General features: G+C 31.2%; 11 protein-coding genes, 8 tRNA genes and 1 pseudogene. 6 read left to right on the top strand and 14 right to left on the bottom strand.

Annotated elements, in window-relative coordinates; all coding sequences use genetic code 11:
* Window positions 1-107 precede the first annotated feature (107 nt).
* Both JN168_RS05335 and ytkD read right to left on the bottom strand, forming a co-directional pair.
* Complete coding sequence (locus JN168_RS05335; RefSeq protein WP_186823862.1) at window positions 108-896, bottom strand: alpha/beta hydrolase family protein; 789 nt, start codon at window positions 894-896, stop codon at window positions 108-110.
* Complete coding sequence (gene ytkD, locus JN168_RS05330) at window positions 877-1,356, bottom strand: RNA deprotection pyrophosphohydrolase (protein ID WP_042738357.1); 480 nt, start codon at window positions 1,354-1,356, stop codon at window positions 877-879. Before ytkD ends, JN168_RS05335 begins: the two co-directional genes overlap by 20 nt.
* Before the next feature lie 60 nt (window positions 1,357-1,416).
* Here ytkD and yidD point away from each other — a divergent pair, with 60 nt between their 5' ends.
* Window positions 1,417-1,653: a membrane protein insertion efficiency factor YidD gene (yidD, locus tag JN168_RS05325; protein WP_107513312.1), complete on the top strand. Its 237-nt coding sequence runs from the start codon at window positions 1,417-1,419 to the stop codon at window positions 1,651-1,653.
* On the opposite strand, the gene menC is transcribed toward yidD, so the two are convergent.
* Together menC and menE are read right to left on the bottom strand one after the other, a co-directional pair.
* The gene (gene menC, locus JN168_RS05320) at window positions 1,650-2,654 is read right to left on the bottom strand and encodes an o-succinylbenzoate synthase (protein ID WP_042738355.1); all 1,005 of its coding nucleotides are present in this window, start codon (window positions 2,652-2,654) and stop codon (window positions 1,650-1,652) included. The two genes, yidD and menC, sit on opposite strands and share 4 nt — an antisense overlap.
* A 14-nt stretch (window positions 2,655-2,668) precedes the next feature.
* Window positions 2,669-4,060, bottom strand: a complete 1,392-nt coding sequence (menE, locus tag JN168_RS05315; protein ID WP_182475099.1) for an o-succinylbenzoate--CoA ligase — start codon at window positions 4,058-4,060, stop codon at window positions 2,669-2,671.
* Between the two features lie 339 nt (window positions 4,061-4,399).
* On the opposite strand from menE, the gene JN168_RS05310 reads away from it, so the two are divergent.
* On the top strand, window positions 4,400-4,984 hold the full coding sequence (locus JN168_RS05310; protein WP_279526215.1) for an Ltp family lipoprotein: 585 nt from the start codon (window positions 4,400-4,402) through the stop codon (window positions 4,982-4,984).
* A 1,080-nt stretch (window positions 4,985-6,064) separates the two neighbouring features.
* On the opposite strand, the gene JN168_RS05305 is transcribed toward JN168_RS05310, so the two are convergent.
* The gene (locus tag JN168_RS05305) at window positions 6,065-6,511 is read right to left on the bottom strand and encodes a GNAT family N-acetyltransferase (RefSeq protein ID WP_042738351.1); all 447 of its coding nucleotides are present in this window, start codon (window positions 6,509-6,511) and stop codon (window positions 6,065-6,067) included.
* A gap of 238 nt (window positions 6,512-6,749) precedes the next feature.
* Here JN168_RS05305 and JN168_RS05300 point away from each other — a divergent pair, with 238 nt between their 5' ends.
* Window positions 6,750-7,295, top strand: coding sequence for a hypothetical protein (locus JN168_RS05300; RefSeq protein ID WP_119198912.1), 546 nt, complete (start codon window positions 6,750-6,752; stop codon window positions 7,293-7,295).
* A gap of 112 nt (window positions 7,296-7,407) precedes the next feature.
* On the top strand, window positions 7,408-8,046 hold the full coding sequence (locus JN168_RS05295; protein ID WP_279526214.1) for a hypothetical protein: 639 nt from the start codon (window positions 7,408-7,410) through the stop codon (window positions 8,044-8,046).
* Window positions 8,047-8,383: 337 nt separating this feature from the next.
* Here JN168_RS05295 and JN168_RS05290 read toward each other — a convergent pair whose 3' ends face one another.
* Window positions 8,384-9,232 carry a YitT family protein gene (locus JN168_RS05290; protein ID WP_042738349.1) on the bottom strand — a complete coding sequence of 283 codons (849 nt, stop codon included), beginning with the start codon at window positions 9,230-9,232 and terminating at the stop codon, window positions 8,384-8,386.
* Between the two features lie 1,108 nt (window positions 9,233-10,340).
* On the opposite strand from JN168_RS05290, the gene JN168_RS05285 reads away from it, so the two are divergent.
* Window positions 10,341-11,537: a 3'-5' exonuclease gene (locus JN168_RS05285; protein ID WP_052495417.1), complete on the top strand. Its 1,197-nt coding sequence runs from the start codon at window positions 10,341-10,343 to the stop codon at window positions 11,535-11,537.
* Window positions 11,538-11,621: 84 nt separating this feature from the next.
* Window positions 11,622-12,671 (top strand): annotated as a pseudogene (locus tag JN168_RS05280) (tyrosine-type recombinase/integrase).
* Window positions 12,672-12,723: 52 nt separating this feature from the next.
* Here JN168_RS05280 and JN168_RS05275 read toward each other — a convergent pair.
* The 8 genes from JN168_RS05275 to JN168_RS05240 all read right to left on the bottom strand — a co-directional run bounded on the left by JN168_RS05275 (window position 12,724) and on the right by JN168_RS05240 (window position 13,444).
* Window positions 12,724-12,812: transfer RNA gene (locus JN168_RS05275), tRNA-Ser, on the bottom strand.
* A 48-nt stretch (window positions 12,813-12,860) separates the two neighbouring features.
* Window positions 12,861-12,932: transfer RNA gene (locus JN168_RS05270), tRNA-Glu, on the bottom strand.
* Between the two features lies 1 nt (window position 12,933).
* A tRNA-Asn gene (locus JN168_RS05265) sits at window positions 12,934-13,008 on the bottom strand.
* A 10-nt stretch (window positions 13,009-13,018) separates the two neighbouring features.
* Window positions 13,019-13,092, bottom strand: a tRNA-Gly gene (locus JN168_RS05260).
* Between the two features lie 14 nt (window positions 13,093-13,106).
* A tRNA-His gene (locus JN168_RS05255) sits at window positions 13,107-13,182 on the bottom strand.
* Window positions 13,183-13,197: 15 nt separating this feature from the next.
* A tRNA-Phe gene (locus JN168_RS05250) sits at window positions 13,198-13,270 on the bottom strand.
* Window positions 13,271-13,281: 11 nt separating this feature from the next.
* Window positions 13,282-13,357, bottom strand: a tRNA-Asp gene (locus JN168_RS05245).
* Between the two features lie 13 nt (window positions 13,358-13,370).
* Window positions 13,371-13,444: transfer RNA gene (locus JN168_RS05240), tRNA-Met, on the bottom strand.
* Window positions 13,445-13,613: the final 169 nt, after the last annotated feature.

The following is a 13,613-nucleotide window of genomic DNA, read 5'->3' as shown; positions in this document are numbered from 1 at the left end:
GACCGTGTGCCTAACACACGGTCTTTTTTTATATAAATTAACAAAAATAAATATATTTTTAAACATTCAGGCTATTATATTCCAACTCATTTTAGAAGACGATTATATTAAATGTAGTGTTGCTGAATACAATTATTTTCAACATCCGTCATCCACTGCTTAACAGCGTTTAATGCATGTTTAATTGCAGGCGGTCTTGGTACATGACCTTCATCCATTTGATAAAATGTACGAAATGTCACGTTTCTTTCAGACAATTTACATTCTAAATGATATGCTTGATGTATACCTACTTGTTTATCCTTGCCACCATGCACAATGAAGATGGGCGGACACTCTGAGTTTATTGATGTCAATGCATCTCGCTTAGCATAAGCAGCATAATCTTTCTTTGGGTGACCAATCATTCTGCGTAACATTCCTCTTAAATCAACACGTTCTTCATACATTAAATGTATATTCGACACGCCACCCCAAATGATAAAGCTTGAAACTGGCAATGCTTGGAAAGTTAATAAACCTTGTAAGCCACCCCTAGAAAAACCAACCATATGTATTGGTGCATCAGGATACATGTCATGTAGTATTCGAACAGCAACGCATACATCATCCAAATCACCGCCATAAAATTCATCTTTACCTTCACTACCATTATTGCCACGATAATAAGGACCAAATACTAAAGTGTGCGCATCAGAAAATTGCATCAAACGTCCTGTACGGACCATCCCTACCTGTCCTTTACCTCCGCGCAAATATATAACTATGCGTTTCACAGTACGTGTTGGTCGCATCATCAGTCCACGAACCTTTAAATTATCAACCAAGTACGTAACCTCTTCAAATATATGATCTAAACTCTCGACTGGCATGCGCTTATGATTTATAAAAGCCAATTTCCATCACTCTTTCTAAGCATTGTAAAATTGCTGCATCTTTCAATAAATAGCTCTTTTTGTTGCTCGGTACTTCTGAAACATCATTAAAGCATAAAGGGCCATGCGTTTCATAATAATTTAACTGTTGCTCTAAGACATCTACGGTGACCATAAACACATCTTTAGTAAATCTTTTACCGCAAGTTCTTTCTACATAATATTGGGCAATATAATGAAATGTTTCTCCAACACCACCAGTTTCTTCAAACAATTCCCTTTTTGCAGCAACTAAACTGGTTTCCCCAGGTTCAACCTTGCCTCCCGGAAATTCAATACCTCTTACTTTATGTTGTGTGAATAATAATTTCCCTTGATAGTTCGGAATGATTAGAACGTGTTCACCGTCAGGAATATCTGAATCGTCTTTATACGTTAAATATACATTATCATTTTCTTTATCTTTAAACTTCACGCTCATCACTCTTCCTCTTTCTATGTTAAACTAACAATGCTATGATTTTAGTTGGAGGCTAATTATATGAAAAAAATTTTCCTTGGACTCATTTATATTTATCAACATTATATTTCACCCGTGACACCAGCAACGTGTAGATTCTATCCTACTTGTTCTGAATACACACGCGAAGCAATCGTTGTTTATGGTCCATTTAAAGGTACATGGCTAGGAATCAAACGCATACTGAAATGCCATCCACTGCATAAAGGCGGATTCGATCCAGTTCCGTTAAAGAAGAATAAGTCAACTAAAGATTAATATATACGTTTAAGTCTTGATGTCAGTACTGTTGGAGGTTCAAATTGAATAGAACCTCCTTTTAATATGCCTGAATTTGCAACCACATCTTGCTCAAAGTAATATCCAGCTGGTGTAATATCACTTGGAAAATCTGCCCATTGAGCAACCATCGCTGTAAAATAGCGACTTAATCCATATTCATACATGCCACCTATAACCACTTTACCACCATATTGTTTAATAACATCAATTAATTCGATTACGCGATCAATACCACCTAACCTAAACGGTTTGACAATGATAACCTCGACATTATATCGATGTAATGCATCTATTATATTTGCTTTCGATGTCGCTTTTTCATCAATCGCTACAGTGGGAATCGTATTAGTGTCATATGCCATTAATTGGTCCAACGTTGCGAATGGTTCCTCCAAATAAAGAATGTCCGATTCACTTAAAATCTGCAATTTATCTCGTTCATTATCCGTTAAACTTTCGTTAGCATCAATAGCTATCTGTAAATTAAATGGTAAAGCTTGAACCTTTTGAACATCATTCAATATATTATCAGACCATTTAAGTTTAACTCTTTGGGGCTCAGTCTCTCTCAATTGTAGTAAATTACTATCTGTTAAACCGCTCACAGTCGCACCATAAGGCACATTAAATTGTTCTAGTTTATAGAACATTTGATAAAACGCCATCACTAACATACTTCTTGTTGCAGGATAACCTTCCAATCCTTCCAAGGATGCTTGAACGGTTTGCATTGAATCAAAGGTCTGTCCTTGATAAGTTTTATACCAATATTTAACTTGAGATAAGACGTCTGATATTGTTTCATCATCATACCAGTTTGTTTCAAATGCATTGCACTCACCATAATACGCTTTACCATTACTCATCTTTAGACTCACAAATAATGATTTTCTATAGTCTAATTTGACTTTGGGTGTTATCACAGGATGTTTAAAATGTGTTTGATATTCAAATAGTTTCATCTCAATCAATTTCATAAGAAAACTCCTAGCTATGATTTAAATTGATTTCTTTGCAATTTGCCAGTAGATGTATATGGCAATGCTTGAACTCGTCTATATACTTTAGGTACTTTATATTTTGCTAAATGTTGTTCTAAGTAATCTTTTAAATCAAGTTCTTGAATCTCCTCTTGAGCCACATAATAAAGACATGGCACCTCGCCCCAAACATCATCTTTAATACCGATACATAATGCATCTTCTATTGTTGTATATTGTTTGGCAATTGATTCTATTTGATATGGATAAATATTTTCACCACCACTAATGATCAAATCCTTACGTCGATCATATACCATTACATAACCTTCGCTATTAATTTCTGCAATATCACCCGTTTTAAAATAGCCTTCTGAATCAAAGCTACCTGCAGTATTTTGGGGATATAAATACCCATTCATCACGTTACCACCTTTAATTAGTAGCTCACCATGACCATTATGATCTGGGTCTTTAATTTTCACTGCGACATTAGAGCTTGGCTTTCCAACAGTATCAAATCGCTCACTTAACATTTCAGGTGACGCTGTTAGAAATTGAGAACAAGTTTCTGTCATGCCAAATGAATTATATATTGGTAAATTATAAGCTAATGCCTCTTCAATTAATGCGCTAGATAATTTAGCACCACCTAATAAGATACGCTTGATATTAAACGGCTTGGTCAAACCACTATCCATTAGCCACTTCAACGTTTGTGGTACTAATGAGACATGTGTAGGTCGTTCGTTCACAATAATATCGAGCATTTGCGCAGCATCAAATTTTTGTACAAGACGCACAGTAAAACCTGAAATCATCGCTCTTAATAGTACACTTAACCCTGATATATGATAGATTGGTAACACAGACAACCATTTCGTTTGTTCGTCAAACCCCAAACTTTCCTTGCAACTAAGTGCACTCGCAAAATGATTGGCAAATGTTTGTGGTACTGCTTTTTGAGGTCCAGTCGTACCAGAGGTAAACATAATAGAAGCAATACTTTCTAATGAAAAGTGAGGTACAATTTGTTGATCTGACATGTTAGACTCAAGTTCTGCTAACTGTATAATTTTAAAGTCCAATAATGACAATTCATGTGTCGCAATAATATATTTAACATTTATTGAAGACATTTGAGCCATCATTTCTTGTTGCGTTAATCTCGTATTCAACAATGCAACTTCAATACCAGCCGCCCAACAGGCATTGATTAACAAAGCTGATTTGATGGTATTATCTATATAAAGTCCCACCCTCTTAGGATCGTATTTTGCTAACACATAACCCAGTCTCGTTACATACTGATATGCATCCTTAAAGGTAACTTGATTTACTCCATCATCTAAAAAACATCCATCTCCATTTATTTCTGCTTGTTGTTCCAACCAAAATTTCACGCTAACATTCCTCCATCTCATCATTCATTATAACGCGTTTTATATTAATTAACAGGGTATCAGTTTCAATTTTTGCTTTGTCGTTGAAATTCATTACACAGCATATTTAGATATACACTTGTTGTTAATTATTTAAATCAACATAAAATTTACTATTTTTAACTAATTTACATGACTATTCATGTTTCTAAAAATCCCATTACTTATTGATATCAAATATTTAATTATTACTATTTTTAAAAAAACAGTAATACTCCAAACTGTATTGTTGTACAATGTATTTATAAGATTAAAATGTTGTCTGCATTTTAAAAATAAAATTATTAAGGAGATTATATAATGACAGGAGATAAAGATACACAGCCCTCTCACAAACAAAATCCAGACCAAAATAGACAATACGACAATACGCATCACCAACAACAATGGGAAGCATATCAAGCGCAACAGAATAAGAAAAAAAGCCGAAAATGGTTATGGGGTATCCTCGGTGGATGTGGCGGTTGTTTATTACTAATTATTATAACTATTATAGCCATTGCTATATTTTCTTCTGTTGTCGTAAACAACAATGGTTCTTCTGATGATGGTGCCCAAATAGAAAACGATAGCAATGCTACAAGACAGGAAAAAGCAGCTTTAAATAAAGCAAAAACATATTCCGATACGATGCATATGTCTAAGCAAGGTATATACGAACAGCTTACTTCGAGTTACGGAGAAAAATTCAATAGTAATGACGCACAGTATTCTATTGATCATCTCAAAGCAAATTACAAAGAAAATGCTGTAAAAAAAGCAAAAGATTATGCAGATTCACAAGATATGTCTAACGATGCTATCTATGACCAACTCACATCTAGCTATGGCGAGAAATTCACCCAAGAAGAAGCACAATATGCCATTGATCACTTAAATAAATAATGTAAAAATACTGAAATTTTAAACACTAGCTAATCATACAATAGGCTAGTGTTTATTTTTTACAGAAAATACTTAAATCATTCAAAGTTTTATAAAAACACAATATCGTTATTTCTTAAATCAAAAGTAATTCAATTTGTTAGTATAGACAAATACATTCCGACTAAAATACTTCTAATACATGTACATAAACAAGCTATTTGGGGCAATTACTTAGTTAACAAAAAATCTTCTTAAAGATATGACAATGATTTTGATTTAGCGCAATATATTAATTATAATAATTTGTAATAAGCAATGCATGGTGCGACTTAATACATTATCTATATTTACATCATTATTTTAATTGCGGAACGTTAGGAGAATTTATATGGTTTATTTCATCATCATTATGAGTTGTGTTTCACTATTTTTATTAATTACCAGTTGTTATGGTTTTATTAATCAGCACCAATATAAAAATTCTTTAGATTTTAATTCAATGGAGCATTTTGAAATCGAAGCATTTAAAAAACAACATCTAACAATGAAAATTTTTTCAATTAGCCTTTTTGTTTTGTCCATAATTGTATTTATTTTAGTGATTTATTTAATTAAATCACAGTTATAGCATATTTTATCCACGCATTCATCATGTCTAAATCCTTAAAATTTTATAATTAAACATGCAAAAAAGACCAACTGAATCCAATTGGTCTTTTAATTATTTAAAAGGTTGTTATACCTAAATTAACTTTTTAGTTATATACGATCCAAAGGTACTTATCATAAGCAATACGAAAAAGATTGTGAGACATAACAGTGATGTCCCCGTTACTTCAAAACCAATGTTGAACAATACATTCTCACTTGTTTCATAATAGAAATTTAAAATTAAAGTAACCAAAATCCCCATACTTGCAATCCAACCCATGATATTTGAGAGTATACTTACATACTTTAAAGTCTTGTTATTCATCTAATAATTGCAACTCCCTAATGAATGGTTTTGATGATATATATAATTTAGCATACAATATTATTCATAGAAAGTTTTTTTAAACCTAAAGCTAAAAATAGCTACTTGAATGTAAAATCAGCTTATAATTTCTTAACTAATCTTATTAAATCTCTACATAATATGCCATTTTCGTAAATCGGCTCTTCATAATTATTTGTAAAATAATTCATTTCAACTGCTACAATTCGAAATCCAGCCTTTTGATAAAAAGCCAATTGCCCAATACTTGAATTGCCTGTTGCTACATTTATCGACCTATAACCCCTTTGCTCAGCAGCTTTGCAAATCGCATCAACTAGATATTTCCCTACTCCTTGATTTTGTTTACTTTCCACAACAGCAATATTTGTGATTTCTAAACTATCTAATGATGATTTAATAATAAAACTTCCTATAATATCACTATTTTCAGTTAATACGTAACAACAACCTTCAGACAAACATTTTTTAAGTTGCTGCATGGAAGGATCCGCAGTTAACAATAACTCAAACGGAATATCCATTGTTTTAGATACCTTACGTAACATCACACTACCCCCTCTTTCCAACAAACTATAAATGCATTAATACGAATAAATAACTATCCTCTATTATGTCAGTTTCATTTAAAAAGAACATGCAATATCAGCTAACACAAAATGATTTAATTATAGAATTAGGTTAAAATTAAAAATAATTACCAATTGTACCAAACTTTTTTGTTATAATTTTATATGTACTACAATAATAATAATTTAACGCGAAAACGATAAGGAGTGAGATAAAATGAAAAAATTATCATTTTTATTTTTAGCAAGTTTTTTACTTCTAACTGCATGTGCGCACAAAGAAGAAAGTAAATTAGATGATACTAATGATAACAAATCTTCTAATAATGAACATAAGAAAAATAATGATAAAAAGAAAGACAAAGAAAACAATAACGAGCAAACTTCAAACACTGAAAATCAAAATTCTGAACAACAAACAAATAACGACCAAAATACAAATCAACAGAATCAAACTCAAAATAATACACCAACAGACGAACAACAAGCTAGTACAACACAAACAGAACAATCGCAAACCAATCAACCACAAAGCCAAAATATCGACAATTCAAATGTTACGGATAGAAATACTTTAGAAACAATTATTAATGGTAATTATTCTGAAATAGAGAAAATCCAAGCATATAATAGCGCAGTGTCTAATGGAGTTATCCCCCAAGGTAACGTAATGGAAGGACCAGCAAGCGCAGCATATGAAAGTTCATTAAGAGTTGAAAACGGCACAGAAGAATCAGTATATGACAATAGAGATGCTGAATAAACTTATAATAGTAAAATACTTAGTAATTTAAATAAAAAAACTAGAAAGTCGATTTCTTAATAATATTAAAAAAATTTTTGGATTGTTATTACATAAAAATAAGGAGATAATTATGAAACAAATATCAATATTACTACTATCAAGTTTCTTAATATTAGCGGCATGTAACAATGACGAGAAAACAACATCTGAAAATAATAAAGAAACCAAAACATCTAATAAAGAAACCAAAACATCTAATAAAGAAACAAAGAAAGACAACAACACGAAAACTAATAAAAAGTCAGATGAGGATAAGAAAAAAGAACAACAGACAGACGACAAAGAAAGCTTATCAAATAAAGACAGTGATAATTCAAATAATATAAGCCAAAACACTAATTCACAAGAAGTCGCAAATAATAACAACCAACAGAACGATCAAACACAACAAGAAACTAATCAACAAACTAATGCCACACAACAACAAGTAAATAATACAGAAAATAGTAATAACAAAAATTCTAGCACACAAACTCAAAATACTTACGATGTAAATGCTGAGATAAATGCAGCACAAACAGAAGATGAGTATTATAATGCACTAAGAAAAAAATATAATGGCGGACTCTCATCAGCTGAACTGCAGACAAAATATGCAATAGAAAATGGTTATTACGATGGTGATAATGCTGATCAAGTTTATGAAAAAATCCAAGAAGAAGAAAATAAAATTGAAAATGGTGTATACGATCAATATAGAAATAATTAACAACAGTATCAAATAATATCATTCTTTAACTATCAATTTAAACAATAACAAATATTACATGGCCAATTCCTACTAATCGATATAGACATATAGCTAGAACAGAAAGGAATTTAAACGTAGCATATTAGTTATAGATGGATTTAGAATGTTATCTCTTGTAATAAACTTAAAATCCATTCTAAAACTTAAAAATCCTTGCTATTTCATCGACTAATCAATCGATAAAATAGCAAGGATTTTTTTATGAAAAGAGTTTTGAAAAATTTTAACTGCAGTTATTACCCATTTTTAAAATCAATTTCAATTGGTACATCAACTTAATCATAAACGTTTCACCTTATGTAATATTATTTATAAATGTGCTGCCTAGTACATCTCTAACATCATGTATAACTAAAAATGCTTTTTCATCCTCTTGGTAAACTAAATTTTTTATTTTAGTAACTTGTGATTGATGAACAACCACATAAAGCATGCCTGACTCATTTTTTGAGTATCCGCCTTTACTTGGTAAAATAGTAGTTCCTCTCCCAGTAAAACTATTAATTTTATCTGCTAATACTTCATTTTTTTCAGAAATTATAGTTACCGCCTTCTTAGGATTGAATCCTTCAATTATAAATGACGTTGCTCTTTCAGTGATAAATAACATTATAATCGTAAATAACACATTTCTTAATGGCAAGACAATTAAAAATGACAAAACAATTAGACTATCTAATAAAAAAATAGTCTTAGACGTTTTAAATCCAAAATATTTATTAAATATTCTAGCTACTACTGCTGGCCCACCTACTGTACTACCTGTAGACAATACAAAACCAACACTTATACCAATGATTGCTCCACCAAATACTGAATTAATAACAAAATCATGAATACCTAAATTAACATTTTTCGTTAATTCTAAAAATAATGATAGTGCTGTATTGGAAATAACTGTATAAATTGCAACTGTTTTACTAAGATATTTCCAACCAATTATAATTAGAATTACATTTATAATTAATGATGTTAATGCTGGTGAAAAACCAAGTGAGTATTTTAATGCTAACGATATACCAACAGTTCCACCATCGCCTAAATCAGATCCTAATAAAAAGCCGTTTACTCCAATTGCATTTATAAATGTTCCTATTAAACATATAATAATATTTTTATAATGGTTCTTTATCAGAGATTTCATAGCATTTACCTCCTCATTGTTAAAATAACTTATACATAATACCATATTTAAATATACAAATGATATACTTTTTAATACCATACAATCTTTTAAACATAAAGTTATACAGTCTTTATATATGATCTATTAGTTAAGATAATCCCAAAACTTTCAAACAGTTCTTTTTTTATGATCAACTTCAACAAATTTAAATTATGAAAGTATCAATGTTTCTTTTTGCCTAAACCAAAAAAAGTATTGTAGAAGATGATTTGAAAACAGTTATTTTCGATTTAACAATTACGTATGAAAATAAAATTATTAATGATGAATTTGTAGTATTCTCTCATGAAATTAATAAATCAAATAATTAAGCAAGCGACTTAAATGAGATAGACAATTATTTTTATGAACCTAACATATCATTTACAGTATTCGAAAGTATTACAGAAGATATCGTTTTCTATATAAATATAGATTCAGGATTAAAACATTCTAATAATCCTAATGACTCTGGTCTTTCTATAAGACTAGAAGTTGAAAAACAGAATTTAAATCATTCATTAGTCGAATATAAAATATTTATCATAGTAGAATTTCCGCTCTCCTATACTTTGTTACTAATACCTTTTTATCGCCTTTGGATTCTATCTCTCCTTCAAGATATCCTATTTTATATTTGAGCTTTCCTACTCCATATTTTTTAACAACATTTACAATTAGCTACCAACTGATATCACTGAAGAAAAATTACATAACAAGATAAAATTAATGCCCATTTTGATAATGAATGTGGTAATATCATAAGAAGTATCCATCATGAATTTGCATTAAGAGATATTATAGTTCAAATACAATTTAACAATATAGAATTCGAGAGTTTTGCTCGCAAAAGAGCATAGGAGTTACTAGTTTCTCTTATTAGAACAATTGATACATTCAAACAAGGCTATCACTCATTATATGAAATGGCTATTTTTTTTGAGGTTACTAAATGTTTTGTACAACAAAGTATTGAGCATTATAAAATGAAATATGGTTTATCCACACTATGTGGAGATTATCTAATACAATTTTCTCCCCTACGTGTGTTTGAATATAAAAACTTAGAGAATGGGAGCAATGTGGAATGAAAAAGGGTTTATATTGGGGATTCATAGTATTTTCAGCATTTATGTTAATTGGTGGTATCTCAATTATAATTGAGAATGGTTTGGGTGTTGTTGATTTGTTATTGTTAATCTTTTTTATTTCTATAATAATATTTTGCTTATTTAAACTTAATAAACACAAAAAACAAAAACACCAATTAGAAGATAATAATAGTAACTTAAACAATTTCCAAGTAGAGAACGATAAATTAAAAAAGCAACTAGATAGTATTAAAAAGGAATTAGATGACAAAAATAATAGTCTTGAGATTGAAAAGTCCAAACTACGAAATGCAGATAATACAGAAAGTAAACTGTATGAATTCCGTAATGAAAACAATAATCTAAAAAAAGAACTGAATGATGTTAAAAAAGAATTAAAGAAAAAAAGTAAAGATCTTGAAAACGAGAAATCTAAACAACCTAAAGTTATTGTAGAAGAGAAAATAGTAGAGACTGAATCAAAAAAGATGCAGAAAAATATAGATATGTTAAATATGAAATTAAAACTGAAAGAAGATTATATTCAGGAACTTGAAGAGAATCAAATTATTAATAAGTCACAAAATCAAGAAATTTCTGAAGAAGTTATTACAAGTAAAATAGCTGAAAATACAATTCATGAGAAACCTTTAGATTTAAATTATACAAAAATCAAAAAATTAACAAAAGACTTTGTTGTGCTTGATTTTGAAACAACAGGATTAAAGTATGACATCAATGAAATCATTCAATATGGAATTGTTGAATTCAAAGATGGAATAATAGTAAATGAACATACACAGTATTTCAAGCCAGATAAACCAGTAGGAAAGACGGTGATGAGAAAAACGGGTATTACAAATGAATTTTTAGAAAATAAACCAAAACTGTCAATTTATCACCTAAAAGAGTTATTGAGTTACATAGAACAAAAAACAATCGTTGCTCATAACGCTCCGTTTGATATGAAGTTTCTACTAAAAAATTTACATGATTTCAATATAAATCATGAGAAATTCCGAGTATTTGATACTTTAACTTCGTCGAGAAAACTTATAAATGAAACTCCAAATCATAAACTTGAAACTTTGAAAAACTATTTCGAATTAGATGAAGGTGATTCACATCAAGCATTGAATGACGCAAGAACAACTGGGAAACTTGCTCTTTTATTATTGAGTAGAATGGATTAATTTCAAAAAAATTGACAAAACAACCACACGGGCAGTCCCTACTGCCCTATATATTTTTATCTTTTTTAGGAGGAATTGATAATTATGGCAACATTTACAGTTACAAAACGTAAAAATAAAACATCAACATCATGGCAATATGATGTTAAGCACCCTAGTTTTAAATCTGGTAAAAAGCGTAAGTCTGGTTTTAAAACTAAAGCTGAGGCAACGAATGCAGCACAGCAATTAATTAGAGATTTAGAAGATGGCAATATAATCGAGGATAATAAAACGTTCTCAACCTATTATAAAGATTGGTTAGTTATGAAAAATAAAAAAAGTCTATCACCTAAACAATATTACTGGTACGAACGTTCTTTAAAGTTATTTACTGAATATTTTGGAGAAAATATGTTATTGAAAAACATAAAGCGAATAGAATACCAAAAGTTTTTAAATAAATATGGTAATGGTTATTCTGATGAGACAGTTAGGAAAGTAAATGGCTGTATTGGACCTTGTTTAAGAGAGGCAGTATATGATGGTTATATAAAGAAAGACCCAACTTTTAATATAACAATTAATGGGACAGTAAAACCGAAAGATGAACACTTTAAATATATGAGTATTAAAAACTATTTAGACATGTTGGATTATTTTAAAAGCAGAGATGAAGAAAGCTATATTTTCTTATATCTATTATCAATTACTGGGGCTAGATATAGCGATGCAATAAATATGAATTATGATGATCTAAACAAAGGGAATGGGATAATTCACTTGCCTGGTACGAAAACTAAAAATTCAGATAGAGATGTTGAAGTGAATCAAAAAGACATAATGTTAATTAATTCTAAGCTATCTAATCTCCCTCGTAGAATCGATGGCAAATTATTTTCATTAAGTCATACAGCGGTTAACAAGTCTTTTTCACATACTAAGAAAGTTATAGGATTAAAAGATGATAATGTAACCCCATATTCATTAAGTCACACACATACATCTTATTAAGTTTCTAAAGGGTTACCAATTGAATATATCAGCAAACGATTAGGACACTCAAACATTTCAATAACGCTTAACACATATTCTCATTTATTGGAAGAACATAAAAAAGAGCAAGGTCAACGTGTCAGAGAATTATTTTCTTGACACATATTTGACACTTGCCCTATTAAAACCCTATCACATCAAGGGTTATGTACGGAGAGTGAGGGATTCGAACCCTCGAGACGCTTGTGGCGCCTACACACTTTCCAGGCGTGCTCCTTCGGCCAACTCGGACAACTCTCCATTTCATTGTATTAAAAAAACAGAAGCGATATTTCACTTCTGTTTATATGACCCCGACGGGACTCGAACCCGTGTTACCGCCGTGAAAGGGCGGTGTCTTAACCGCTTGACCACGGGGCCATGGCTCCACAGGTAGGACTCGAACCTACGACCGATCGGTTAACAGCCGATAGCTCTACCACTGAGCTACTGTGGATAAATATTATTGGAGCGGGTGATGGGAATCGAACCCACAACATCAGCTTGGAAGGCTGAGGTTTTGCCATTAAACTACACCCGCGTATTAAATTATTATGGGGCGGATGATGGGAATCGAACCCACGGGTGTCGGAACCACAATCCGATGCGTTAACCACTTCGCCACACCCGCCACAAAAATCAGTAATGGTTCAGGACAGAGTCGAACTGCCGACACATGGAGCTTCAATCCATTGCTCTACCAACTGAGCTACTGAACCATAATATGTAATGGCGGTCCCGACGGGAATCGAACCCGCGATCTCCTGCGTGACAGGCAGGCGTGTTAACCGCTACACTACGGGACCAAAAACTATGTAATTGCGGGAGGCGGATTTGAACCACCGACCTTCGGGTTATGAGCCCGACGAGCTACCGAACTGCTCCATCCCGCGTTAATATTATTTATAACGCCTACCCAATTAATATATCATGTTTGTTAAGTTAATGTCAACACTTTTTTAAAAATAATTTACAATCACTTAATAACTTATTAAATATTAAATGCGATAATTGTCGTTTGGACATCGCGTCTATCTCTTAAGACTTTATTAGTATATAAAG

Source organism: Staphylococcus gallinarum (assembly GCF_029774255.1).
In the GTDB taxonomy this organism is placed as follows: Bacteria; Bacillota; Bacilli; order Staphylococcales; family Staphylococcaceae; genus Staphylococcus; species Staphylococcus gallinarum.
The sequence above is the reverse complement of the archived record's forward strand: the minus strand, read 5'-3'. Positions and strand labels throughout refer to the sequence as shown.

Bases quoted from the DNA above. Each gene is read 5' to 3' on its own strand.
- ytkD (WP_042738357.1), bottom strand. From the start codon at position 1,356: ATGAGCGTGAAGTTTAAAGATAAAGAAAATGATAATGTATATTTAACG.
- yidD (WP_107513312.1), top strand. From the start codon at position 1,417: ATGAAAAAAATTTTCCTTGGACTCATTTATATTTATCAACATTATATT.
- menC (WP_042738355.1), bottom strand. From the start codon at position 2,654: ATGAAATTGATTGAGATGAAACTATTTGAATATCAAACACATTTTAAA.
- JN168_RS05310 (WP_279526215.1), top strand. From the start codon at position 4,400: ATGACAGGAGATAAAGATACACAGCCCTCTCACAAACAAAATCCAGAC.
- JN168_RS05305 (WP_042738351.1), bottom strand. From the start codon at position 6,511: ATGTTACGTAAGGTATCTAAAACAATGGATATTCCGTTTGAGTTATTG.
- JN168_RS05300 (WP_119198912.1), top strand. From the start codon at position 6,750: ATGAAAAAATTATCATTTTTATTTTTAGCAAGTTTTTTACTTCTAACT.
- JN168_RS05295 (WP_279526214.1), top strand. From the start codon at position 7,408: ATGAAACAAATATCAATATTACTACTATCAAGTTTCTTAATATTAGCG.
- JN168_RS05290 (WP_042738349.1), bottom strand. From the start codon at position 9,232: ATGAAATCTCTGATAAAGAACCATTATAAAAATATTATTATATGTTTA.
- JN168_RS05285 (WP_052495417.1), top strand. From the start codon at position 10,341: ATGAAAAAGGGTTTATATTGGGGATTCATAGTATTTTCAGCATTTATG.